Origin of the sequence: Paenibacillus sp. FSL H8-0122 (assembly GCF_038005345.1) — a bacterium.
Classification (GTDB): Bacteria; Bacillota; Bacilli; order Paenibacillales; family Paenibacillaceae; genus Paenibacillus_AQ.
The window spans coordinates 131126-157306 of sequence record NZ_JBBOTB010000001.1 but is presented as its reverse complement, the minus strand read 5'-3'; the positions used below and the strand labels follow the sequence as shown (position 1 = coordinate 157306).

Genomic DNA, 26181 nt, shown 5'->3' with positions numbered 1-26181 from the left:
GGTGTCATCCCCTGTAAGTCCAGATGTTGGCTATCTCATTAATGATATGGGCTGCGCACCCGGATTCATAAGCTTATGCTGTCAATATCCCAGCTCTGTGCTCGCATTGCGGGAGACCAGCCCGAAGTACCCCGCTTCACCAATCGCCCCTGCGGCGGTGTCCAGATAATTAAAGATCTGCACCCCGTTAACCTTCAGGATCAGACGCACACCCCCGGATTCTTGAAAAGCACCCAGCTGAGCGCGGCTCTGCACCCCGAAGGTTATCGCCGTATTCGGAATCGCCGGCCCGCCGAGGCTGGTCAGGCCGTCAATCTTGCCGTAGATCACGGTTCGTACCCCCTCGTTGAAGCGGTGCAGCTCTATGCCCGATGTCCCTATGACCACCAGATACATGCTGCCGGTGCTATAGCTCAGCTCCTTGCTCTGGTTATTGAGCATCAGGGCGTACCAGTTGGAGGAGGCCGCGCTGTCATTGATCTTCATTTTGAAATCCAGCAGCTCATTCTGATACTTGCGGTTCTGGTAGATGATATGCCCTCCGGGGGCCCTCAGCGTAAGGCTGTCTTGCCCGGTCTCCTTCAGCCCGTTCGCCGTTGCCGATACGTACCAGCCATCAGGGTCTTGCAGTTCCGCCGTCAGGTGATGTTCGTATTGGCTGGCCTCATTCCATACCTTAACCTCATATTGCCCCTGAGTCACGGTGCCCAGATAATCGGCCGATAACGTGAGGGTGGCCGAGCCGGTCTGATGCCCCGTTAACAGTCCGCCCCCGCTGACGCTGACAATGGAAGGATCGCTGCTCGTATAGGTGACCTCCTCCAGCTCTTCGCGGTTGCCGAACAGCGTCTCGCCGTAAGGCTGCAATTGCAGTTCTGCGCCTTCACGGATATACGACACATTGCCGTCATGCCCCTCCAGGCGGACCGTGGCTAAGGTATCGCCCACGTATACATCCGTTGTGATTGTGCGCAGAATGGAGCCGTTAATGATGTTCACGATAAGCTTCGTCTGTCCCTGGGCCAGTCCGGTGACCACGCCCGAGCTACTAACCGAGGCTACTGCCGGATTGAGAATGCTGTAATAGAAGCTGCTGGTTTCCTTGCCCAGCGGCTGGTCTTTGCCGTTCATGGCACGGACGGAGACCTGTCCGCTGCCGCCTGCGGCCAGCTTGAGCGGATCAAGCTTCCAGCGGCTGACCTGCCCTTCTGCTGCAGAGGCATATTCCGGCTCCAGCCCGGCCCGATCAATAATCGAGCGTGCCGCCTGAGGCCACTCTGCATCCGGCTGGACCGTATTGTCCGCAAACAGAACATTGCGCCCGTTGTTGGTATAGCCGTCTGTAGTTGTATAGTTGTTCACGAAATCTACATCATGGATGGTCGGCACATAGGCCATCGCCCAGCGGAGCGGGGAATGCCACAGCGGCGTATCCTTTAGGTCGATCACATTGTGCTCAAATTTCCAGTAGGCGGAGCCTTCATCCGTGTACAGGGCAGAATTGCCGTCCATCTGGTTGCGGATGTAGTTGCCGCTGACCAGATTTTTGTCCTCTGCGGTGGCTCCGGTAGGTCCGAGACTGTAGATGGCGCCTCCGTCACGCAAGCCCATTCCCATGAGATCATAGATCAGGTTATCCTGAATCTTCACGTTCCGGGTAGCGGCGTCGAACAGCTTATCCCAGCCATACCCGATATGGGTTCCGCTGTAAGGCAGATTGTACATTTCATTATGACTGATATCCATGTCTACCGGATATCCGGCAGATACGGCGGAAGCCGATTTGTAGTCAATACCGATGTCGTGGATCACATTGTTCAGCACATCATTATTCTTCATCAGCAGCCTGTGATCCGCCGGATGGTAGATATTCCGGTCCGCAGAATTCGGCTGTCCCACGTTCAGCGCACTGCCTGAGATATCATAGAAGCGGTTGCCTTCCACCAGGCTGTTCTGAACGCCGTTCTGCATACGCAGGGCTGTAATGCCTAGCTTGGTGAATTGATTGTTGCGGAAATTCACCGTATTGGCCAGCTCCAGCATCACCGCCGCATCGGTCAGCTCATCGGGGATCGACGGATAACGCAGATGGTTGTTCTGGGAATCGGAGTGTCCCGCTGCCGTACTCGGACGGTTCCAGGTGGTGTACATGAATTTCAGGTCTTCAAAATTCAGATTGCGCACCGGCTCGCCGGCCGATCTGCCATAGACTGTGGCAAGCTGCTCCAGTACAGGAACCACAACCCCGGCCGTGGACAGATTCTCCCAGGCACGCGGTTTGTAATACAGCATACCTTCAGTCCGGTTATAGTACCATTCCCCGGCCTCATCCAGCAGCTCCATAGCATTCTCGTAATAGACGGGTACAGTCGCCGAGGTTAATCCCCGGTTAAAGACCGCGCTCCGGCCCGGCTCCTGCAGGACGATCTGTGCTTTGCCGCCTGAAGCGGTTACCGACTCTACCTTAATCCGGGAATTCGTCCACAGCTCATTGAATACCAGCTCCATATCGGACGTATTGCTCCACCCGGCCAGCTCCGTATTATCCGAGGTATAGCCGGTTGCCGTCTTCAGCGGATTCACGAGTCCCGCTGTACTCCGGGCCCGGACTGCCCGGATACCGTCCACGAACAGCTGCCTTGTCTGAAGGCCGGTTCCGACATTCGCCCGGTAGATGCCCTTAGCGCTGTCGAACACCGTCCAGCCTGTGACGGACCGCCCGCCGCTGATGGCCGCCTGCTCCCCGGGATAGCTGCGGTAGGTGACAAAATAGCCGTTCGTCCCGGAATCCTCCGGGGTGAACTCCAGCGGCTCCGTCAGCGTATACGTTCCTTCCCTCAGATTGACAACAATGTCGGAGTCCATATCCTCGTTCAACAGGCGCACCGCCTGCTGGGCCCGGGCAATCGTCCGGAAGGGCGAGGCTTCCGTGCCGTCATTGTTGCTGTCGTCTCCGCCCGGAGCGACATACAACTCCTGTCCGGTTGTCCGTCCGGTTACAGTAACGGATGTCTCGGCCCGGACGCTTCCGGTCTCATCCGTGACGAACACGGTAGTTGTTCCGGCGCTTACCCCCGTCAGCTCTCCATAGCGGTCAATCACGGCAATGCTCTCGTCCTCTGTTCCCCACCGGATGCCTGTATCCGTGTTGTCTTCCGGTGTTACTGTTGCCTGTAACAGCACACGGGAGCCTGCGGGAACCGCCCGCTGAAGCGGAGCCAATACAATATCCGTGATCGGATCTTCGTAGACGGCTACTGTCGCAGTGACGGCCGGAAGCCCCTCATTCGGCTGGGCTGTCACCACGGTCGTTCCCTGACGGATGCCTGTGACCAGGCCGTTGCCATCCACTGTAGCGACCTCCCCGTCGCCGGAAGACCACACAGCCGTCTGATCTGTAGCATCCGCAGGGGTGAACTGAAGAGGTAAGGACAGCTTCTCCCCCCTTCGCAGCCCGTAAGACTGCTGGGTGAAGGCTGCACTTACCGCCTGTTTGTATCCGCTTACAATAAAATTGTCAAAGCCTATCTTCCCTGTGCTGTCTTTATAGAATCCCATATAGAAGGAGGTTAACGCCCCTCCCTCGGCCATCGGCTCCTTCGTCAGCAGACGGTTGCTGTCAATGGACAGATCGAAGGTATGGCCGCCGCCGTCGAGCGACAGGCGCACCTCATGCCATACGCCTGCTGATACCGGCAGTACGGAGGTCCAGGAGCCGGCCCCTTTTTTCATATAGCTGAACGCCCCGTTGTTAATGGCGAACTTCACCAGCGGCACGGACCCGCTCTGCGGGGTGGGCAGGTAGATCACCGCTCCGGTCTGCTCGGCTCTGAACGAATAGCTGAACATGCTTCTATACGTCACATCTGTAACAGATTTGCTGATGCTGTAGCTGCTGGCAAGCTTGCTCGTCTGCTCTAGCTCCAGCAGCTTGCCGGGATACCCCTCCCAGGCCTGCACCCCCACGCTCACTCCCTGGGGAGGTGTCTTGATCGTCCATCCGGCCGGCTTCGCACCGGTGCTATACGTCTCAAAGGTCTCTTGCAGCCTGTAATCACTGTCCGCCCGGGCAACAGATCCAAGGTCTGCCGGGAGAAGGCCCAGCAGCAGAACCATAATGATAGCGTATACATAAAACGGCTTTCGGCTTGATTGTCTCATAATAGCCACCTTTCCGTATGGAAGCAAGTATAGTGTTCCGGTAGAGCATGTTCGATGTGGACATTCAAAGATAGTTGTATTCTGTACATTTAAAAACCGCGAAACGGTAGAATCTCCTCAGCTAACTGTAGTCTGTACAACTAAATCTGCCCCATGGGGTGAGAATCCGGGGGCAGATGGGAATTTAATTGTACGAAATACATCTAAACGGATATTTGGCGGTACAGCGGACGATTTAGTTGTATGGAGTGCAATTAAGCCTACTGCTTCCGTCTGCCCCTTAATCGGGACACGGCAAACCCTACGGCTGCCCGCTTGAAATGCGTGGCTTGGTTAAGTTGGTTAAGGGGCGTACGGATCAACGTTGAGCTGAACCGGCGGCTGGTGGCCCGCAGTCAGCACAATGCTCCGCACTAAGGCCCACGGCTCGCGCGGCACCTCCCGGTCATCCCTCAGCGTATCCTCAACCGTCACCGTATCGAGCAGCTTCTGGATGTCCGCTGACTCCGCAGCTTCGTCCAGACATACCACCGCCCAGCCTGCTTCCAGGCGGGCCTGCGCCAGCATCGAGCCGCTGCCGGAATAAAGCACCTGGCGGAGCTTGATTCTTCCCTCCTCGCGAACAACAGTGACAGGCAGCGGGGCTCGGGCACCTGCCCCAGCAGCAATGCCTTTGAGGGCTGTGACCGCCACCGCACAGCCCGGATAACGCAGCACGAGCCATTCCCGGTCCCCGGCGGCATTCACTACCCGCTCCACCTCACCGTCATAGCGGTGGATGACCCATTCATCCGCGATCTCCGCGGCCCGGTTATGCAGCCGGGTCATCGAGCGGACCACCACCAGCGTATTCGCCTGCTGTGCGGAGCGCGTCTCCACCTCCGGGTACAGCGGCTCGGCGAACAATGCAGGCATCAGATAGGCGCTGCGGTATTCCTCCGCCGGATGCGTCCGCACGGCGGCGGAATCATCCACGTACCACCGCAGATAGGATACCTGCTGATCCCTCACGCTGAAGCTGACCGGGAAGCTCTGCCAGCCCAGTCCCCAGGTGGGGTGCTGGTAGCTGCCCGGCATGACCGGGAAGCAGTTAATGCTGCCCAGCCGGATACGCTGCCCGATCCAGGTATAGGCACGCGAGGCATCGAAGATCCGCTCCTCACGAATCCGCGGTACCGGCAGTGCGGCCGGGGCGTTCTCCCGTGGCTGCAACTCCTCCGCAAACAGGAGGAACCCCGCCAGATCGTTAAGCGAGAAGGTCTGCTCCGCCAGAGCGCTGACCCCCGTCACACCGGCAACCGTCCACAGCAGGCTCTGCCGCCAAGTCTCTCCCCGGAAGTTATAGCTGCGGATTGAGGGAACGAATTCCTCCCCGTCATGGAAGAGGAGCAGCTGCCTCAGGGCATCCATCTGCATGGACAGCCGCCCGGCCAGCTCACGGTCATGCTCCTGCAGCACAGAACAGGCAATGCTCAGCGCGTTCATCATCACCCCCTGATAGACAAGGCTGATATTCTCCCCCCAGCCCCAGCCCCGGCGGGCCGTATATTCCTCCCACCTCTTGAAATAGGCGGTTGCCGTCTGGAGATAAGCAGGTTCTCCGAGAAAGTGGGCCACCGCCAGCAGCATCGCCCCGTCGCTCATCGTCTTGTTCGGGTAGAACAGCTCCGGTGTCCGGCATTCCTTGGAGAACCAGGCCGCCGCATGACGGAACATGCGCTGCATGCTCTCCAGATGGCTGGCCGGGAAGACGCCGGGACTGCTGAGACGCACCGCCACCAGCGGCATGAGAATGAAGAAGGCCGCATTGGAATCCTGGATCACGCTCTCCTCCCGGTACCAGAGGAACCCTCCGTAATCCGGGTGCTCCGGGTCAGTGAACTGGAGTGCTGCAATCGCTTCCAGAATCTCCAGTCCCGCCGCTTCATCCAGCCGTCCCAGCAAGGTGCCGTACGCATAATATCCGGCCGAGAACCGGGCCTCATGGCAATACGCCAGCTGAGCAGCCTGCCGGGTATGCCCGGGCCGGTCATAGCGGACCAGCCCGGCCTCCACTACACTATCCGCCAAGGCGGCGGTATAGCTCTTTTCTAGAATCTGTCTCACCTCATGATTCAACGCTGCCCGCCCCCTGTGCTTGTATTCATCTGTTACTCCACCTCACTCAATTGTTTGCCCATCTCATAAATATCCTTCAGCATAATGGCATCCGCTTTATGGTCCTGATACCAGGAAGCATAGAATTCATCGACCTTGGTTCCGCCTGCCTTCTCCCAGACGCCCTTGGCTTCTTCAATGAACTGGTCCACCGAAGCCGGATCGGAGCTGACGATGGCCTGCATGGCCCGGTCGAGAATCGTTTTATTCGCATTGGTGTTGATCTGAGTCAGATCCTGCGGCAGCAACGGGAGGAAGGCCTTCTGCGTAATCCCGACAATCGGGCGGTCCGGGTTCATATACAGCTTCTCAGCCATTTCATAGATTGCGATAAAATCCTGCTCCGCCTTTGTAGGATTCACCTTGTTCTTCAGCCCGTAATTCTTGCCGATCAGCGGGGTGAGCATCCCCATATCGCGGTTGTACTCCAGTTCCTTCTTGTTCTTCTCCGGGTCGATTACCTCTGCACGGCCATCGGCGGTTTTCTTGTAATGCACACCTTCAATGCCGTTCTGGATCGTAGTGGTGTACTGCTCCGTAACCATGAAATCTATCATTTTTATTACAGACTCAGGGTCCTTGGCCGCTGCATTCACCATACCGGTCATCTGAATCGGAGAAGTCAGGGTCGGGCTGAACTGGCCGAATTCTGTCGCTGGCAGGGCAATCGGGATCACCTCAGCCTCCGGCGAGTTCTTCTTGAGCGTCTCATACGTGCTGACATCAGCCCCGTTGCCGCCGTAAATGCCCAGCTTGCCGGAGATCCAGTCCTGCTTCTGCTTCTCGCCGTTCTTATCGGTCACGAAGTCCTTATCCACCACCCCGGCCGCATACAGCGCCTTCTGGAAGGAGACCGCCGCCTTGATCCGGTCCCAGTCATGCACAATCTTGTCGTTCTCCAGCACCCAGGGATACTGGTCTTCGCCGAACAGCGTGAACCCGGTGCCGAACATGTTGTTCAGAATAATGCCGGCCACGAAGCTTAGCCCGGTTCCATACGTGTCCGCTTTGCCGTTGCCGTCCGGGTCCTGCTCTGTGAAGGCTTTCGCGACCTTCAGCAGCTCCTCCGGTGTGGTGGGCACTTCCAGATTCAGCTTCTTCAGCCAGTCATTGCGGATAAACAGATAATGCTGCGGGCCGAACTGGACCGGACGCCCCACCGTATACAGCTTGCCGTCCGCCATGGTGCCTGCCTTGCGCAGCGCCGGATATTTCTCCAGCATCGCCTTATATTCTGTACTGCTGCTGTCAATCAGGTCATCCAGCGGCAGAAGCTGCTTCTGGTTATAGAGCTGGCCCTGGTAAGCGGTATCAAATTCAAAGATCAGGTCGGGGGCCGACTTCGACGCGAACAGCACATTGAACTTTTGCAGGGATTCGAAGCGCGGAACGGTAACGTATTTGACGTTCACCGGCCCGTTCTCGTTGACCCACTTCGTCCAGCGGTTGTCGCTCATTGTCCCCTCTTCTGCGGGTACCGAGCCGCGGTCATACAGCGAGACGGTGATGGTCCCGCGCTTCCCGGAGCCCTCTCCCTTGTCTGTTCCCTGCGTGGCGGCATTATTGCCGCCGCAGCCTGTAACCGCGATGGCGAGCAGCAGGGAAGCTGCACCGGCAGCAGTTGTTTTTCTTAGCCGAGGTGATGTGTGCATATGATTATGACCCTCCTATAATGGCGTTCTTGTACTTGCAGGTATGGTGCAGCAGGGGTCAGCCCTTGATAGCACCGATGGTTACGCCTTTGACAAAATAACGCTGCAGCAACGGATACACGATCAGCATCGGAATGACCATCACCATAATCCCTGCGGCCTTGATGCCCTCCGGTGTAATATTGACAACCTCCTGCGAGTTCATGGTGTTCAGCTCCTGCAGGACAGCCTGGCTCTTCACCATCTGCTGGATGAGCACGGTCAGATTGATTTTCTCCGGGCTGTTCATATAGATCATGACGTTAAAAAACGAATTCCAGTAATACACGCCGTAAAAGAGGCCGATGGTCGCCAGCACAGGCAGGGACAGCGGCAGAATAATACCCGCCAGCAGCCGCCATTCGCCGGAACCGTCTATTCGGGCCGCTTCCACCAGCTCCTCCGGGATGTTCTCGAAAAAAGACCGCATGATCATCATATTATAAGTGCTGACCAGAGCGGGCAGCCACAGGGCTGCGTAGGAATCCACCAGCCCGAGACTGCTGACCACAAGATAGGTCGGGATCAGACCGCCGGTGAACAGCATCGTGAACACAATCGCCAGCGTCAGCGTGCGTCTTCCGTAGAAATCACGGCGGGACAAGGGATATGCGGCGAAGATGGTGAACAGCATGCTGGCCGCCACGCCGACCAGGGTAATCAGCAGGCTGTTGCCAAATGCGCGCACCACCGGCGTTCCCTCGAAGAGCATGGTATAAGAGCTTATTGTGAAATCAACCGGCCACAGGGTGACAAAACCGGAGAGCACCGCGTCCTTGCCGCTGAGGGACAGGGAGGCCAGATGGAGCAGCGGCAGCAGGCAGAGAATGCCTGCGAGCGTCAGCAGCAGATAGTTGAAGCTGTAGAATACTTTTTCACCGTTTGTACTTTGCATAGTGTCCTCCTGTTACCACAAGCCTTTATTGAAGCGCCGGGCAATGGCGTTGGATATCAGCACCAGGGTCAGTGCCACGAGGGAATCGAACATCCCCAGTGCAGCGGTCAGGCTGAACTGCCCTCCCTGTAGTCCTATCGCGTAAATATACGTACTTATAACCTCGGAGATCCCCGATACAATCGAATTTTGCAGCACGTACACATGGTCGAAGCCTACCTCCATGACCCGCCCCATGGCCAGAATCAGCATAATAACGATGGTTGGACTGATCCCGGGCAGCGTGATATGGCGGATCTGCTTCCATTTGCCCGCTCCGTCCATACTCGCCGCCTCATAGAGACTGGGGTCGATGGAGGTCAGCGCAGCCAGATAGATAATTGCATTGAAGCCCGCATCCTTCCAGATTCCCGAGCCGAGAAAGATCGAGACCCAGGACCACTCTTTGAACAGGAAGGGAAAAGCCTGGCCGGTCAGCTTCTCAACCACCGCATTGGCTACCCCGGTCTGGGCAAAAATTGTCACCACCAGCCCGCCGACAATGACCCAGGAGAAGAAGTACGGGAGGTAGACGAGAGTCTGGACCGATTTTTTGAACCACTTGTTCCTGACTTCATTCAGCATAATCGCCAGGGCAATCGGGAACGGAAAGCTGACCAGCACCGACAATATACTGAGCACCAGCGTATTGCGGATAATCTGCACCGACTGCGCCTGGGTGAACAGATTGGTGAAATTGTCCATGCCCACCCACCGGCTGCCCCATACCCCCTCATAGAAGGTATAATCCTTGAAGGCGATGACCAGCCCCAGCATGGGGGTGTATTTGAAAATCATATAAAATGCGATAACCGGAACGAACATGACCCACAGGGGGACATTATTCTTGAAGCGGCGGGTCTGCCAAAAACGTCTGCGGCTGCTTCCGGTCTGCCGTGAAGTGTCCAGACGCAGCACCGCCTCACTGCTTGTATTCGCTTTCATTACGGTGCCTCCTTTCACTTGCATGTGGTGCCTAATTGTGTGATGAATAAATGCTACGGAGCTGAAATGGCCGATTTCATGTCCTCACCATAGCCGCTTCAGCGGGTTAGGGCAATATTCAGTTTTTCTGTTAATTGCCGCTGAACCCTTATGCAGCCCGGGATTACAGGATTCCGGCCAGCTCCCGGGCCAGATTCTCACCCATCCGTATATGTCCTTCATCCCCCGGGTGAATCAGATCGCAGGACAGCCCGGCCAGGTCATCCAGCACCCGGCTTCCCTCGATCAGGCTCAGCTTGGGACGGGACAGACGCTGCACATGACTTCGCAGAATGTCGTTGAACTGAAGATCCTTCTCGGCTACTCCGCTGCCGGGGAACATGGCAAAATTGGGATACATCGTGATCACCGCTACCGGCTTCCCGGGATGTCTGCTCACCAGCTGGTCAAGCAGGTAGCCGCTCCGCTCACGGAATTCATCCGGCGACAGGTGGTCACGCATATTCACGCCCAGCTCCAGCGTCATGAATGACCAGTCCTCCTGCGCCGCAAGATAGTTGCTCATCTCCCGTTCACAATGGCAGGAGCCACTCATGCCGAGATTGACTACATCGGCAGCCAGCCGTCTTGCCGCGTGGGCAATATACGGCAGGCTGCTGTTCTCTCCATACGTGATGGATGAGCCGTAAGCAATCCAGCGTTTGCGGGGAATCTCCCCTTCCACCGGCGGGCGGAGCGGATGGCCGAAGGTCTCGATGCCGCAGACCACACAGGCATACCGTCCGAAGCAGATCCGCCATACCTCCGGCGCGAAGCCCGCTTCCATCAGCAGCTCACGCTCCGCCATCGCCAGACGCGGCGGTTCGCTTAGCTGGAGGGTGCGTATGCTCCCGGCCTGAAGCTCATGCCTGGAGTGGAACAACCCGCCCTTATATACCGTTACGCTGCCACCCGTCTCCGGCAAGGTCAGCGTGACACGGATATTCGGAGCCGGTGTGACGAACCTGAGCTCACAGCCGCCCGCTTCCCCGGCGATGAACCGGCCCCGCTCGTTCAGATGCTCCCTGACGCTGCGGGGAATGCGGCGGAGGTGCACTCCGTAGCCCGTGGCCGGCTCCAGCTCGCCAACATTATGGAAGGCAATCCGGTCCAGCCCCGGCAGCCCCTTGATGCTGGCGGAAGTGAGGCTGGCGGAATTATACATGCTTCATCGCCTCCACCAGCAGCAAGAGCGCCATGGATTGCCCGTAGGGCATCGGGCAGACCGGAATCTCCCGGTAGTCCTGAAGCGTAGCACCCATTCCCGTGCCGTAGGAGACACCCTGCACCACCCCGTCCTCATCGATCTGGCCCAGCACGTAATGAAGGGCTGCCATTGCAGGCTTGCGGCAGTCCTCAGGCAGCAGTCCCTGCCGCACCGCCTTCAACATGCCGTAAGCAAAGGCAGCGGTGGCCGAGGTCTCCAGATACGAGCTGCTGTCGTCCAGCAGGGTATGCCATGCACCTTCCGGGGCTTGCAGCTCTGTCAGCTTGCGTACCTGTCGCTCAAGCGAGGACAGCAGGAAGCTGCTCACCCCTGGCGGCAGCTCCACCATCTCCAGGTAATCTACCAGTCCGGCAGTATACCAGGAATTACCCCGTGCCCACAGGGCCCGGGCAAAGTGGTGGCCTCCCTCGAAGGTCCAGCCATGGAAGAACAATCCGGTCACGGGATCGGTCAGGTACTTGAGGTGGACGAGAAACTGGCGGATGCTCTCCTGAATGCCCTCCTCTTCCTTCAGCACGATCCCCATCCGGGCTACAAACAGCACCGTCATATACAGCGTGTCGTCCCAAAGCTGCCCGGTATTCGGACTGCCGGTCACCTCATGCTGAAGGCCGCCTTCCTCCGTGCGGGGCATCTCATGCAGCGCATACTCCAGCCACTCCCGGCATAGCTGCATATAATCCGCGCGCCCGGTCTCCTCTGCCAGATAGCTTAGGGTAAGCATAGGGCACATCGTATTAACATTTTTCGCCGGGATGCCCCCGTCAAGCTTGCTGTCGAACCAGCCGGTCAGATAATGCAGAATTTCTTCCTTCCGGTTCTCACGGTAGTAACTGTACAGGGCAAACAGTCCCACCCCCTGTGGCCACTCCCAATTATCCATAGCAATAATGCCGATGGGCGCAGTCTCCTGAATCGAGCCTTTCATATTCTTCATCCGCTCAATGACACGGGCGATATGGCCTTCCAGTGCTGTTCGTGATATTGTCTCCATAATGTTCCTCCTTGTAAAATGTCCTGCTCTGAACCTGGAGCCTGAAGCATGAAACCTGGAACCTCAAATCTGGAACCTGATTCTTCAAACCCGGAGCCTGAAGCCCGTGTAGCCTTTTCCCGGCTGTATAGCCCTGTTCGCAACCCCAGTGTAGTCAAGCGCCGCAGTATCGTCCATTAACAAGAATCTTGCTAATCGCTTTCACTTCTGGCATTGTTCATAATGGGACTGTATTCATCAGAAGGAGGAGTACATGCTCACGTTCTAATTCTGTATTGAGAAATCAGGGAGGGTAACAGGTGATGAGAATCAAGTTTGATCTTTTTCCGGGCGGTGTTACTAAAGCGCTCACATTAAGCTGGGATGATGGAAGAATCCACGACAGACGTCTGGTGGAGATCCTTAACCGGCATGGGCTGAAGGGCTCCTTCCATTTGAATTCTGGGTTCTTCGGCAATGAAGGCTATATCACTGAAGACGAAGTGGCTGCGCTCTATGAGGGGCATGAGATTTCAGCACATACCAGTACTCATCCCTTCCTGTCCATGACTCCGCGTGAAGGGATCGCCGAAGAGATTCTGAAGGACCGCAGACATCTGGAGGCCATCGGGGGCTATCCGGTGAGAGGCATGTCCTATCCGTTCGGCAATTACAATGATCAGGTGATCGGCCTGCTGCCTGCCCTGGGCATTGAGTATTCCCGTACGGTGAATTCCCACCGCAGCTTCAGTCTGCCGGACAACCTGCTGGCCTGGCACCCTACCTGCCATCACAAGGAGATGCTGGCCCTGGGCAAAAAGTTCCTGGAGGAAAAGCCCCGCTTCTCGTATATGCAACTGCTGTACGTCTGGGGACACAGCTATGAGTTCAATGACGACGATAACTGGCAGGAGCTGGAGCAGTTCGCCGCCATGATGGGCGGCCATGAGGACATTTGGTACGCAACCAACATCGAGATCGTGGACTACCTGTCCGCTGTGCAGGGACTGCGCTTCTCAGCTTCGCAGGAGATAGTGTATAACCCGTCGGCTACGGAGGTGTGGGTCTCTGTGGGGGATGAAGCCCGCCGTATTCCGGGCGGGGGAACGGTGAGGTTGGGGTAGGGATTGCTGGCCACGAAGGAGAAATGTTGCACAAATTGCAGCTTTGATTCATTAATCCCGGGATTTTGAGAGGAATGTTGTACAAAATGCAGGAATTGTCTCGCCCATCGGTTCGGGAGATGAGAAATGCTGCATTTCATGCAACAATCCATAGTTACAGCCGACTTAACGCGGGGAATGTTGTATTTAGTGCAGGATTTCGGCTACAGCAGCCGGTTAGTTCAAAGGTACACTGTGGTGCGGTAACTCCCTGCTATATGCAGCACAATATAACCCGATTCCGCCGCAGCCTGAATGGCTGGTGGAATCGGGTTATTGTTATAGTAGAGTCACTTAGGCACTGATAGTTGTCAGTAATAATGTATGGTCCGGCGGCCCAAAGGCCTGATTACCGGCGTGTGACGGTGATAATGCTCAGGCGGTGGCAGCAGCTTGAACAGCTTGAGTCGCAGCTCTAGATGAATTAGGAACAGCCACTCTGTCCGCCTGCTACTGCCATCCTCCGGCGGCAGCATCAGGATGCTCCTGCCTTGCTATCCAGGTGAGGCAGGCAGCCCGCAGCAGCGCGTCGGTCCGCTGGGCCGCGCCGCAGAAGACCCCGCTCAAGCCGATCTCATACAGATCGGCCAGCGCGTACGCCGCCGGTGCCCCCGCGGCGAGCACTGCCGCCGCCGGCCGCACCCGGCGCACGGCGGCCAGCACCCCGGCCGCCGCCTGCGCGAAGCCCTCGGCGGCGTTCTCCCCGGGCGCGGCCTCCTCCGCCGCGCCGTCCAGCACCAGGAAATCGGCGATGCGCGCGATTTCCCCGGCGGCAGCCGGCCCCACATCGGGCGCGAGCAGCGCCCCGATGCGGCAGGCTGCCGCATAAGCGTGGCCGAGAGTCTGCTCGGCCACGCCCTCAATGAATTCGCGCTGCGCCGCGAATTCCTCCAGGCTGGCGGGGTACGGCGCCAGCAGGTCAATGCGGCTGTCGCCGCCCAGCCGCTGGCTGTGCAGGACGGCGGCGAACAGCGCGCCGAGCTGCGCGTCCTGCAGCGCGGCCAGCCGGTCCGTGCGGGCGGCGAGCTCCGCCGTGTAAGGCAGAGTGACTGCGGCCCAGACGCCGTCCGCCGACTCCAGGAGGTCGGCAGCAGCAGCCCGCAGCCGGTGATAGATCCGCTGCAGGATACGCTCAGCCTGCACCGGCTCCTCATCCCCGCACGACATCCAGCGCGAATAGAGCGCCGACAGTTCCGGCTCGTACAGCCATTCCTCGCCCCGGATCAGGCAGGGCCCCGCAGGGTAGACGCCGGGCGGCTCACGGCGGACAGCCCCGTCCCCCCTGCCCTCGCGCAGCACCAGGAAGGCCTGGCGCTCCCCGGGACGGCGGTTATACGTGCGGCTCGTACTCACGTTACTCTTGCGCCGGTCCCCCTCAGCAAGAAATTCCGCTGCGGCGGAGGCTACAGATGCGGACTGGCTCATCTCCACGCCAATGGTCCGGTCCCCGGCGTTATACTTGAACGGGCGCTCTTCCTTGTTTGGATCATCCTTCTGCTGGCGTTCACCCTTCATCCTCGCACCCACCCTTTACCTTTGAATTACTGCCGCTCCGCTCCCCTGAAGAGAAGCTGCCAGCATATTAAGAGGCTTCAATCTATAAATACTGGCAAAGGTACTGAAATATGCAAACGGTATCAAAGGAATGCATAAGCAGCGAATTTACTTACCTTCTGTTTGACGCATTCGTGATCTGTTGTATTTACTACAGCAGATACTCTCTTTAGCGGTTGTAAAAAGCGATCTGTTGCACTTTGTACAGCAGATTTCCGCAGAAAGGGTGTTTTGGGACCGTATACCGGAAATCTGTTGTATGGAATACATCAGAACGGATTTTAACGCCGGATATGGCCTAATCTATTGCAGAAAATACATTCGCCGCCCCGCTTCCTTGCGGATCAATTCCTCACGTACGCTTTTCTCACAAACCATCTCCTAATTTCCTCATTTCCTCGCAAACACTCCTGCTCCTCCCGCTACTCTCCATCCCACCTCCTGCTCCCGCCAAAAAAAGACCACCGCCTAATGCAGAAACACTCTGCATCAAACAGTGGTCTGTAACTCCTATAGCCGCAAGGAACTGTGCTTAATTGAAACCAGTTGGGGGGAGTACACTGCTTCTGCTCACCGTCTATCCAGCTACAACTCTCCGGCAGCTCAGCGGCTCAACCTCTCACTCCCCAGCACAGCCCGCTCCCGCTAATCCGGCCTAAGCCTGCTGGCTGGCAGCGATCGCCTGCTCCAGATCATAGAGGATATCGTCGATGGATTCAGTACCGATGGACAAGCGCAGCAGCTCCGGTGTAACACCAGCGGTAATCTGTTCTTCGTCCGACAGCTGCTGGTGAGTGGTGCTGGCCGGGTGGATGATCAGCGACTTGGAATCGCCGACATTGGCCAGATGGGAGAACAGCTTCACGTTCTCGATCAGCTTCACCCCTGCGGCCGCCCCGCCCTTAATTCCGAAGGTCAGAATCGCGCCCTGGCCCTTAGGCAGATATTTCTGTGCCAGCTCATACGAAGGGTGACTCTGTAGTCCAGCATAGCTGACCCACTCTACCGAATCATGCGCCTCCAGATACTGGGCAACCTTGAGTGCATTCTGGCTGTGGCGCTCCAGACGCAGGTGCAGCGTTTCGAGACCCTGCAAAAGCATCCACGAGTTGAACGGTGAAATGGCCGCGCCTAGGTCACGAAGCAGTTGAACCCGCGCCTTGATGATATAAGCAATCGGACCGACCGCTTCAGTGTAAACTACCCCGTGGTAGCTCGGGTCCGGCTCGGTCAGGCCCGGGAACTTGCCGCTGGCCTTCCAGTCGAACTTGCCGCCGTCCACGATGACTCCGCCGATAGAGGTACCGTGGCCGCCGATGAATTTGGTCGCCGAGTGTACGACGATATCCGCCCCGAATTCAATCGGACGCAGCAGATACGGACTTGGGAAGGTGTTGTCTACAATCAGCGGAATCCCGTGCTCGTGGGCGATGGCTGCAACCTTTTCGATATCCAGCACATTGCCTTGCGGATTGCCGATGGTCTCAGCATAGAGCGCCTTGGTCTTGTCCGTAATCGCTGCCCGGAAGTTCTCCGGATTATCGGAGTCCACAAAATTCACCTTAATGCCCAGCTTAGGCAGCGTCGTGGAGAACAAATTATAAGTTCCGCCGTACAGGCTTGCGGAGGAGACAATCTCATCCCCTGCCCCGGCAATATTCAGAATAGAGAAGGAAATCGCTGCTGCTCCAGAAGCGGTCGCCAGTGCCCCTGCCCCGCCCTCAAGCGCGGCAAGACGCTGTTCAAACACATCGGTCGTCGGATTCATCAGCCGGGTGTAGATATTGCCGAACTCCTTCAGCGCGAACAGATTCGCGGCGTGCTCCGCATCACGGAACCCATAGGATGTGGTCTGATACAACGGCACGGCACGGGCCAAAGTAGTGGGATCAATCTCCTGGCCTGCATGGACGGCGAGGGTTTCAAAGGACAGCTTGCGCTCTTCTGACATGGGTATTTCCTCCTCTAAAATAGGTAATGTCAAATGTTAACTCTACAAGATTGTACCTATTCTCTCACAAACCATGTCATTTGAAAAGATAAAATTCTTATTAATTCACTGTGTTTTATTAAGTTTAGCGAACCCCGGCAGGTCCTCACGGCTGCTGCTCGATCCCCTTCATGAAGCTCATGAATTTCTCCGCAATTTCTTTGGGATGGGAACGGTACAAATAATGATTGGCATCCAGCAGCTCCATTTTGGCATGTACGGAATTCTGAATCAGCTTCTTATGCTCAGGAATCCATTGATCCGTACCTGGATGCTCCGCCTGGACAAACAACAGAACAGGGAGATTGGGAGGGAATGTTATCCCTCGCTGTTCAGCCTTTTCAAAGCTAGAGTACATGTTCTCCGCCTCATTTAACAGAGTGGTATTGTACATATTTTTCTGGATCAGCAGCTTCAATTGTTCTTTGGTATGCTCATCATACGCCAGTCCCTCATAAGGGTCAGCACTCAACTTCAATTGCAGCCGGGCGAAGCCTAAGTTACGGAACCATTTAACCATGGTTGTCTCTGAAGACTCAATCTTTTTCTCGCTGAGCGAGGGTACACTGTTGTCCAGTCCGACAAAGGCACTGACTTCATCTGAATATTTATTCACATAATCCAGACTATAAATGCCTGAAATGGAATGGCCCATCAGGATGTACCGGTCAATATGGAGCTGCTGCAACGCTTCATGGATTTCACTTACGATATTCTCTGAGGTTCGTTCTTTCTTCGTTGCGTCGCTCAAGCCGTAGCCGAAAGGCTCCACCACTACAACCTTGTAGTATGGAGACAGCTCGTCGATGAGCAGCTTGAAATCAAGCGCCGGTGAAGCGGTTCCGAAGCCGGGAAGCAGCACGACCGTGTCCGGGCCGTCGCCCTCTATGAACACATTCATATTCTTGCCGTCTACGGATACATGCTGGCCGTAAGGCTCTATCCTTTTGGCTTCGGCACTGCTGCTGATTACATTCGTGATATACACAATCCCCACAAAAAGCACAATAGCGAGCAGGATGGCTGCCATTATTTTAAGCAGAATTTTACGCACTTTCCTGAACCCCGTTTGCTGTCCCGAGGTCTTCTTGTCCGGTGGTCTCATGATTATCTTCCCCTGTCTGTTTGTAAGCTTGCTTCATGGCCGTTAATGCCAGCTTACCGGACGAAGATGTCCTCTCTATGACGGCAATATGAACGGAAGATGAACGGAAGATGTACTAAAAATGCTACGGCCGCCAACAAGCAAGCTTGTATGCAACCGTAGCATGTGAAGAATCTTAAGTATCATAGCTGACCAGATAATGATGGAGCTCCGTATTATAGCAGCCGATGCTGTGTTCGATCAGCCTGCCTTCCCCGTCATAGGAGTTGCGCAGGCGCTTGAGCACAGGCGTCCCCGGCGGAAGCTTCAGCAGCAGGCATACCTCGGGTGGTGCTGACTCGACAAAAAACCGGTCCCTGAAGTTCTCCAGCACGATGTCGTTCTCCTCCAGCGAGTCGTACAGGGACTGGATGTCCGCCCCCAGCTCTGCCGACCCTCCGCCGGGCAGGGCTGCTGCCGTCAAGAAGTGCACCAGATGGATATAAGGCTGTCCATCCAGAATATACAGACGTTCAATCCGCTGGCAATACGGCCCGTAGCGGCTGTATTCCTCTGTCCCGGCATCATTGGTGACAAGGCTTGTGCTCAGCAGCTTCTTTTCCAGCTTATGGCCTGCTTCAACCAGCAGCTCTGTGAACCGTTTGCCCTTGGAGAGCTTCTGGTAGGCGGTATTGCGCATAACAATGGTTCCAATGCCGCTTTTCTTCTGTACATAACCTTCCTGGGCCAGCTCCTGGACCGCGCCGCGGACCGTCATTTTACTGACACCGAACTCTTTCTCCAGCTGCGGCTCGGAGGGGATAATGCTGCCGAGCGGGTATACCCCGTGCAGAATCCGGTCCTTGAGGATCTTCTGGATCTGCTGGTATAAGGGACCTTGCTTGCGTTTCAGAGACACCTTACGTTCACTACCTTTCAACATCTGAGGTATGGCCATCCAGCGCCCGGAGCACCTCGCTCTCGGTGAACAACGCTGTATCGCCCGGGATGGTATGGGCCAGCATCGCTGCGGCCGCTGCCATCTCCACCGTCTGCTGCTGCGGATAATCCTGCAGTTCACCATGAATAATGGCACTGGCAAAAGCATCCCCGGCACCGATCCGGTCATACACCGGGAAGGTCAGCTTACGGGAGAACGCGAACGTACCTTGACGGTACAGATATCCTGTCAGGGAATGCGTATTGTCCGCATTAATCTCACGGTGGGTGCCCGCTGCCGCTGCAATTCCGAAGCGCTCCGCCACAGCGGGAACCGCTTGCTTCAACTGTGTTATTCTATCATAATCTGCCGTCCCGGTGCCAAGAATGTACAGCGCATCCTTCTCGTTCATCAGCACCAGATCCGCAAGCGCAAGCAGCTCCTCGTAATGAGGGCGGGCCTTGGCATACCCCTCCTCACCCCATAACGCCGGACGGTAGTTGCAGTCGAACACCACCTTGCCCCTGGCACGCTTCACCTCCGCCGCAAGCTGCTTCATCTGCCCGCGCACTCCATCATTCATTGCCAGCGTAATGCCGCACAAATGAAGCACATCCACCCGGGAAGCCAGCGCCGCCATATCATACTGATCAGCCTCAGCGGTATTGAAGCTGCTGCCCAGCCGGTCGGTATACGTGACTCTTCCGGGGCGGGCACCGAACCCGTTCTCCAGGAAGTACATCCCGAGGTGCTTGCCGCCCCGGCAGATCAGTGACGTATCCACCCCAAGCTTGCGCAGATAAGCGATGGCGGCTTCCCCTACCGGAGTCTCCGGCAAGGTCGTGATCAATGCTCCGTTATGGCCATATCTGGCGAGCGCCGCCGTTACATTTACCCCGCTGCCCGAAAAAGAGTACTCCAGCCTGCTGCTCTGGGCCAGCGTCTCCACCCCCGGCACCTGCAGCCGCATCATCACTTCGCCAAAGGCAGCGATTCTAGGCATACCGGTCCACCAGCGATTTCATCATACCAAGCAGCGTGCGGACATCCTGCACCTTCGTGCTTCCGGTCTGCGGATCAATGATTGAGGAATAGACATGCGGGATCACCTGCGGTACCCCCGCCTGAAGCGCAATCTCCAGAATGGGCGCGAAGTTATCCAGATCGATGCCGCCCGTAGGCTCCAGAGCAAATTCTTCCTCACCGCAGGCCTCGGCTACCGCACGATACTCCTCTTCCAGCTCCAGCCCCTTCATCGGATAATATTTGAGCGCATTGCCGCCCATGTCCCGGACCAGCGCAATGGCGGCGCGGACCGGAACGATGGCCTGAGAAGCATTCCCCGAGCTGACCGGACCGGTGGATATATTGACATAGCCGGGCTGTCCGCAGGGAGAGACCAGGCTGTTAATCCAGCTATCCTTCGCTCCCAGATTGGCGCGGGTCGCGCCTACAGCCGGAAACACCTGATTGATATGGCTGCCCGCATAGCTTGCAGCAATCTCTGCGACCACCGCCGCCTGGCGGTTGTCCCCGGCGCCAAGACCGATGGATACGGCATCCTGGATCGCCTGTCCGTATTCTGTCATAGCGGCAGCCGCTTCGCGGGCGGTAGCGTAATTTTTGGAGAGGACACCTACCAGAACATGCCCTTCGGCAGCCTCATAGATATCCTTGGCGTTCCCGATACTGCCAGCCAGTACATTCAGTGCCGCTCTGTTCTTATAAAAACGCTCCTGAATCTTGCTCATTATGATCTTCCCCCTATAATCTCATGAATTCTGCTGACAATGACCTGAAGATCATCTCCCTGCAGCGGCCTTGGATCGATATCGAAATACCCCTGCTTCACCCCATAATCCCGGGTATACACGGCAATATTGCCTTCCCGCAGCCGGTCATTGACCTCCCTGGCATCCACCCCCGCAGCAGCGGCATCAATCTGGATGCGTCCCCGGTAAATCGCCCGGCCCGCTTCATCCTGCACGATGCGGACCGACACTCCGGGAAGACCGGCCAGCGGCTGGAGCGCCTCCAGCGCCTGCTTCTCCTGCTGGCTATTGTCAGCCTTGTCCTGGTATTCGTCCAAAGCTTGAAGCAATCCGAAGGTGGTCTCTTTGCCGACCTTCATGCTGCGGCCGATTCCGTGCAGCTGTACCTTCAGCCACCCGATATATTTCTTCCTGCCCGCTACAATGCCCGAAGTTGGACCCTCCACAGCCTTTGAGCCGCTATAGATGGCCAGATCCGAATACTGGACATATTTGCGCAGGTCCTCCTCCGCAGCCGCATCGACAATCATCGGCACGCCTCTGCGCTGTGCCACTTCCCAGGCTTCCTCTACAGAGATCATATTCTTCTGGACGGCGTGATGGGATTTCACATAGAGAATCGCTGCGGTACGTTCCCCGATGGCCTGTTCAATATGCTCTGCGCGGCCTTCGTTGGCGTACCCCGCTTCAACCACCCGGCCGCCGCCAAGGAAGACCATTGTCTCCACCGGCGCTCCATACTGCACATTATGGCCCTTTAGCATAATGATCTCATTCTTCAGCACCGGCTCCTGATGCAGGCGCAGGCTGAGGCGCGGATCTCCGGCGGTCACGATGGCCGCCACGGACAGCGCAATGCCGCTGGAGGCCGAGTTCACGACGACAGCTCCTTCCGAGCCGAGCAGACGGGCGATGTAATCTCCCCCTTTGTCCACCAGGTCCGCAATCTCCACGTACTGCTGCCCGCCTTGTTTCATTGCCTCCATCACCGAATCGGTGGGTGCGGATACGCCGAGGATGCTCATTCTTCCACTGGCATTAATCACACGCTTCAATCCATATTTAGCCTGTAATGAGTGATCCATTGATAAAGACTCCTTTTGCTTCAATATAGTGATTCGCGGTCCGGACATCGCCCTCCGAGTCCATAAGCTGCTTCTCGCCTGTTTCCAGGGAGAACAAGGTCAGATTCGCCTGCTCCCCTACCCGGATCTGCCCGAGCTCCGGCTTGCCGAGCCACGCTGCGGCGCTGCTGGTGACTGCACGGATCACCTCTTCCAGGCTGTAGCCGAGATAGAGGAATTTGGTCAGTACATCCGCCATACTGTACACCGGACCGTTCAGCCGGTTGCCCCGGTAGATATCTGTGCTGATCGTATTCAGCCTGATACCAGCCGCCTTCGCCTGTTCCGCCACCCGGAAGGAGAAGCTTGCCGTACCGTGTCCTACATCCAGCTGGACGCCCCGATCTACAGCATCCAGCAGTTCCGGCAGCGGTGTGCCGTCCGCCCGGAACAGATTATTGGCTTTGCCGTTCAGGTAATGGGTAATTACATCGCCCGCCCGCAGCAGCTCCAGCACTTCGGAGATGGCAGGCGGAGCGGAGCCGATATGCACCATGAGCGGAAGCTTCATCTCATCCGATAAGGTACGCGCCAGCTTAAGCGGCTGTATGCCGCTGTCTTTGACGACGCTTTGGCTGATGCGGGCCTTCAGGCCAACGATGAATTCAGGATAAGACTCTACTGCTGCCAGGGCACGGGTCCGGTCAATCCAGTCCAGCTTGGAGAGCTCATCGGTCCGCGCAAGTCCGATTCTTGAGATATTGAGCAGCGCGAATACCCGTGTATCCGCCAGAAGACTGGCACTATAAAAAGCCCCGATCCGGTCTGCCCCGCAGCTTCCGGCATCCACCACTGTCGTCACCCCCTGCTTCACCCCGATCTCGTCGATCACATCGCCGTAGGGGTCAAGCTCCGGCACAGCATGTACATGCAGATCAATCCATCCGCTGGAGCCGTATAACCCGGAGCAGTCCAGCAGGGTCCTACCTTCTGCCTGGCCCGGCGGGGTAATCGCGGTGATGATCCCATCCTGGATGGAGATATCCACCGTCCGGCCGTCCACCAGCCGCAAATTGCGCAGCACGTTCTCTGTGCCCACTCGTCCCATCTCCTTCTTCAATTACAGATTTACAGGGGAATTACAAAAAATGATTAATGACATGAACTCCATAGATCCTTATATTTAACAAGTAGCAACGACCGTGCCGCCCTCTTATAAAAATATAAAGCTGCTTCACTCTAAAGATTATAATGTTATAATGTTTATAGTAGCACAAGTGTAATCCAGAAGATAACTGCAATTTCTGAGTCAAGAGGTTCCATCCTAGATTTCTAGTCCGAATATCTTAACACTGGAGGTACTGCTGTATGGCTAATTCCGCACCCCAGCCATCCTTGCTGAACCGGTTCCGGCTGACCTGGAATCATTTCAAGTCAAGGCTGCTGCTGAAATACGCTTTTTCCTATATCCTCATGTTCCTGATCCCGCTCACGGGTGTTACCATCTTCGTCTATGAAAACGCCGTCAAGGGCCTGCGGGTCGAAATTGAACAGTCCAATGTCAATCAGCTCAACCAGGTGAAAAGCACCATCGACGGCCGGATGAACGAGCTTCAGGAGATCGCCGGAAGAATCGCCTATGACAAGCATCTGACTCCTTATATGGTCAGGCATCCTTATTACAGTCTGGAGGCGATTCAGGCACTTGCGAATTACAAGGCCAGCAGCAGCATCGCGGAGGATCTGTTCCTCTACTTCCACGGTGATTCCAATATCTATTCTTACCGCGGCCTGGCTGATCTTCATGTCACCTTCGATACCCTCTATCAGTTCGAGCGCTGGACCCCGGAGGAGCTGCGGCGCGACTTGAACGAGACCCGGCAGCCGCTGGTGCGTCCTGCCGAGAATGTGACCGTCAATTCCCGGAGGGAGCCGATGCTCGCCATGCTTGTCCCGGTGAAGCCGAATGACCCGTTTCCTTACGGGACGGTCGTCTATCTGATGAAGGAATCCAATCTTACCGGCGTCATGGATTCGGTTCTGAGCGATTTCTCGGGCAGCAGCTATATCTTCGGCCCCTCCGGCGAGGTGCTGACCGCGAACAGCCATGGCGTCAGCTTTCCCCAAAATGAGCTTCAGACCCTATCCGCCCTTGAGCCGGGGATACACAATCTGGAGCTGGACGGGGAACAGTACTCCGTCGTGTCCGTGCAGTCGGAGGAGAATGGCTGGACCTACGTCACCACGATGCCCAGCTTCCAGTTCTTCAGCCGGGTTGCCCATGTCCAGACACTGATTCTGATTGTCTTCTGTATTACAGTCGTTACCGGCATAGCGGCGGCGCTGCTGCTGGCCAAGCGGCAGTATCACCCGATCCGCGATCTGATGGAGTTCGCCAAGCCGAGAGGCAACGGCAATGAGGCTCCGAAGCTGCGCGATGAATGGGAGTCCATCCGGCAGACACTTCATGACTACAGTGCCCGGATTGATCTCCAGGAGCCTTTTGTCCGCAACCAGTGCATGCTGCTGCTGCTCAAGCACGGCCAGCCGGATGATCCCGAGATTGAACAGATGATCCTGAGCGCAGGCTTCCGGCATCCGCAGGGACAAGGCCTCTACTTCTCGGCCATCCTGTCCTGGGATGATACCGCTCCTGGCGGCAAGTCCTGGCAGGAACGCCATCTGCTGCAGGAGATGCTGAGTAATATCTGCCTGCCGGGCCCGGATGCGCAGATCTTCGGGATTGAATTCTCGGTCAAGGACCAGTTCGCCCTGATCATCTCCCTTCCAGGGGAGGGAGAACTGCCCGTTCAGAGCCGGATGGAGCAGGTGATTGAAGCTATTCAGGATGTGATCCGTGAACACTCGCAGCTTGCGCTGAGTATCGGTGTCGGTATGGCCTACCGTGATCTTGCCCGGCTGAACCAGTCTTTCATTGAAGCCGCTGCCGCGCTGGAGCACCGGATGATCCGGCGCAGCGGCCAGGTCACCTACTTCGAGCAGCTTGCAGAGCTGAATCCTGCCGCTGCCGAGAGCTTCTGGATTCCGCGCAAAACCATGCTGAAGCTGGAGCAGAGTCTGAAGCAGGGGAACGAATCGGTAGCGGCCCAGATGATTGCCGACACCATTGATACGATCAAGGACGAGCCGCTGCAGGTTCATCTGCTGCGGTGCATCTGCTTTGATCTGCTGAATGCTTTTCTGCGCACCGCCTCGGAGCTTGGTATGGATGAGGTGTTCAGCAATATGCCGGAGCTGACCTCCTTCGAGACGCTGGAGGAGCTGGAGAGCCGGCTGCTCTCGCTGGCTTCCGCCATTTGCGCGCAGGTCGAGCGGAACACCGAGACCAGCGAGTCCTCCCTGATGGATGACATTCTGGCGTATGTGGACCAGCAATTCGCAGACTACACCCTCAGCCTGGAGCATGTAGCGCTGAAGTTCGCCATCTCGACCTCTTATCTAAGCCGGAGCTTCAAGGAGAAGACCGGCAGCAATTTCTCGCAATATATCTGGCAGCGGCGTGTGGACGAGGTCATCCGTCTGCTGGAGAACACCAGCGCACCGCTCAAGGAGATCATCGAGCAGGTCGGTTATCTGGATGCGCCCAATTTCATCCGCAAGTTCAAAAAAGAAACCGGTCTGACGCCGGGGCAATACCGCAAGGAACATGCCTTGAAGGGGGCCGCTGCGAAAAGACCGGTTTGAAACGGGCGGAGCTTCCGCCCTGCCTGGATAGGCTGAGCTTAAGATTACGGATCACCGCCAATGCTTCATCGTGTGAATAGTTAATAGCCTGAATTCCGGCGGCGGCGGTGGTGGCCGCAGGGAATTTCGGTTTCGTGCAGCTTCATGCGGTTTCGTCCAATTAGATTCAATTAGATTCAATTAGATTCAATTACATCCAGTTCTATCTGGTACATCCAGTTCTATCTGGCTTGTCCGGCTCCATGCGGTTTCGTCCAATACATTCCAGTTACATTCAGTTCTATTGGTTCCATTAGCTTCGTCCGTTCCATCTGCTTCATCCAGTTCCATGCGGTTTCGTCCGGTTCCATCAACGTTTAAACAAATAATACCATTTAATCTATTTGCATCCGGTCGAACAAGATTCATCCGACCTTCGGCCACTTTTCAACCGCCTTCTCGGGCAGAAATCTGGTGATTAACCCAATAATCCTGCAACAAATGCAACATTTCCCTCATCCAATCGTCCAGAATCCGCAATTGTTGCACAAAATGCAGGATTTCACCTTTTGTAGGCAGCTTAGCAGTGATATTGTTGAATTTTATGCAACAATCGGCCCATACACCTGACTATCTGTGAACCAAAACTGCAAAATATACAACATTTATGTCCTCAATGCCTTATGAAGAGGTCTACGGTCTGCCGGGGTTGAACCAGGCGCCCCAAGAAGTGGGGCTACTGGCTAATCCGCGCTTCCGGGAGCTATTGCCTACTCCACTTCCTGGAGCTAGTGCCTACTTC

18 protein-coding genes are annotated in these 26181 nt (G+C 56.4%); 2 read left to right on the top strand and 16 right to left on the bottom strand.

Features of this window, described 5'->3' with window-relative positions:
* Positions 1-81: 81 nt before the first annotated feature.
* The 7 genes from NSS64_RS00750 to bglB all read right to left on the bottom strand — a co-directional run bounded on the left by NSS64_RS00750 (position 82) and on the right by bglB (position 12149).
* The gene (locus NSS64_RS00750) at positions 82-4161 is read right to left on the bottom strand and encodes an Ig-like domain-containing protein (protein ID WP_341138902.1); all 4080 of its coding nucleotides are present in this window, start codon (positions 4159-4161) and stop codon (positions 82-84) included.
* 342 nt (positions 4162-4503) lie between these two features.
* Complete coding sequence (locus NSS64_RS00745) at positions 4504-6279, bottom strand: hypothetical protein (protein WP_341138901.1); 1776 nt, start codon at positions 6277-6279, stop codon at positions 4504-4506.
* Between the two features lie 32 nt (positions 6280-6311).
* On the bottom strand, positions 6312-7970 hold the full coding sequence (locus tag NSS64_RS00740; protein ID WP_340937938.1) for an extracellular solute-binding protein: 1659 nt from the start codon (positions 7968-7970) through the stop codon (positions 6312-6314).
* A gap of 58 nt (positions 7971-8028) precedes the next feature.
* On the bottom strand, positions 8029-8904 hold the full coding sequence (locus NSS64_RS00735) for a carbohydrate ABC transporter permease (protein WP_340937937.1): 876 nt from the start codon (positions 8902-8904) through the stop codon (positions 8029-8031).
* A 12-nt stretch (positions 8905-8916) separates the two neighbouring features.
* A complete protein-coding gene (locus NSS64_RS00730) occupies positions 8917-9888 on the bottom strand; it encodes an ABC transporter permease (RefSeq protein WP_445322037.1) in 972 nt (323 codons plus the stop codon).
* A 163-nt stretch (positions 9889-10051) separates the two neighbouring features.
* Positions 10052-11092 carry an SGNH/GDSL hydrolase family protein gene (locus NSS64_RS00725; RefSeq protein WP_341138900.1) on the bottom strand — a complete coding sequence of 347 codons (1041 nt, stop codon included), beginning with the start codon at positions 11090-11092 and terminating at the stop codon, positions 10052-10054.
* A complete protein-coding gene (gene bglB / locus NSS64_RS00720; RefSeq protein WP_341138899.1) occupies positions 11085-12149 on the bottom strand; it encodes a beta-galactosidase BglB in 1065 nt (354 codons plus the stop codon). The genes NSS64_RS00725 and bglB overlap by 8 nt, the downstream gene beginning before the upstream one ends.
* Positions 12150-12451: 302 nt before the next feature.
* Between bglB and NSS64_RS00715 the strand changes: the two genes are divergently transcribed.
* Entirely contained in the window at positions 12452-13252 is an 801-nt protein-coding gene (locus tag NSS64_RS00715; RefSeq protein WP_341138898.1) for a polysaccharide deacetylase family protein, read from the top strand.
* A 489-nt stretch (positions 13253-13741) separates the two neighbouring features.
* Here NSS64_RS00715 and NSS64_RS00710 read toward each other — a convergent pair whose 3' ends face one another.
* From NSS64_RS00710 to NSS64_RS00675, 8 genes are all read right to left on the bottom strand, one after another.
* Positions 13742-14806, bottom strand: coding sequence for a hypothetical protein (locus NSS64_RS00710; RefSeq protein ID WP_341138897.1), 1065 nt, complete (start codon positions 14804-14806; stop codon positions 13742-13744).
* A 694-nt stretch (positions 14807-15500) separates the two neighbouring features.
* Positions 15501-16796 carry a homocysteine synthase gene (locus tag NSS64_RS00705; RefSeq protein WP_340994517.1) on the bottom strand — a complete coding sequence of 432 codons (1296 nt, stop codon included), beginning with the start codon at positions 16794-16796 and terminating at the stop codon, positions 15501-15503.
* A 145-nt stretch (positions 16797-16941) separates the two neighbouring features.
* On the bottom strand, positions 16942-17940 hold the full coding sequence (locus tag NSS64_RS00700) for an alpha/beta hydrolase (protein ID WP_341138896.1): 999 nt from the start codon (positions 17938-17940) through the stop codon (positions 16942-16944).
* Between the two features lie 175 nt (positions 17941-18115).
* Positions 18116-18862, bottom strand: coding sequence for a GntR family transcriptional regulator (locus NSS64_RS00695; RefSeq protein ID WP_341138895.1), 747 nt, complete (start codon positions 18860-18862; stop codon positions 18116-18118).
* Positions 18849-19862 (bottom strand): sugar kinase, encoded by a 1014-nt coding sequence (locus NSS64_RS00690; protein ID WP_341138894.1) that lies wholly within the window; start codon positions 19860-19862, stop codon positions 18849-18851. The genes NSS64_RS00695 and NSS64_RS00690 overlap by 14 nt, the downstream gene beginning before the upstream one ends.
* Positions 19855-20610, bottom strand: a complete 756-nt coding sequence (gene dagF, locus NSS64_RS00685; RefSeq protein ID WP_340994521.1) for a 2-dehydro-3-deoxy-phosphogluconate aldolase — start codon at positions 20608-20610, stop codon at positions 19855-19857. Before dagF ends, NSS64_RS00690 begins: the two co-directional genes overlap by 8 nt.
* Complete coding sequence (locus tag NSS64_RS00680; protein WP_341138893.1) at positions 20610-21716, bottom strand: DgaE family pyridoxal phosphate-dependent ammonia lyase; 1107 nt, start codon at positions 21714-21716, stop codon at positions 20610-20612. The genes dagF and NSS64_RS00680 overlap by 1 nt, the downstream gene beginning before the upstream one ends.
* Complete coding sequence (locus tag NSS64_RS00675; protein WP_341138892.1) at positions 21694-22794, bottom strand: amidohydrolase/deacetylase family metallohydrolase; 1101 nt, start codon at positions 22792-22794, stop codon at positions 21694-21696. Before NSS64_RS00675 ends, NSS64_RS00680 begins: the two co-directional genes overlap by 23 nt.
* 269 nt (positions 22795-23063) lie before the next feature.
* On the opposite strand from NSS64_RS00675, the gene NSS64_RS00670 reads away from it, so the two are divergent.
* A complete protein-coding gene (locus tag NSS64_RS00670) occupies positions 23064-25400 on the top strand; it encodes a helix-turn-helix domain-containing protein (protein ID WP_340994524.1) in 2337 nt (778 codons plus the stop codon).
* Positions 25401-25586: 186 nt separating this feature from the next.
* Here NSS64_RS00670 and NSS64_RS00665 read toward each other — a convergent pair whose 3' ends face one another.
* Positions 25587-25823, bottom strand: a complete 237-nt coding sequence (locus NSS64_RS00665) for a hypothetical protein (protein WP_341138891.1) — start codon at positions 25821-25823, stop codon at positions 25587-25589.
* Positions 25824-26181 lie beyond the last annotated feature (358 nt).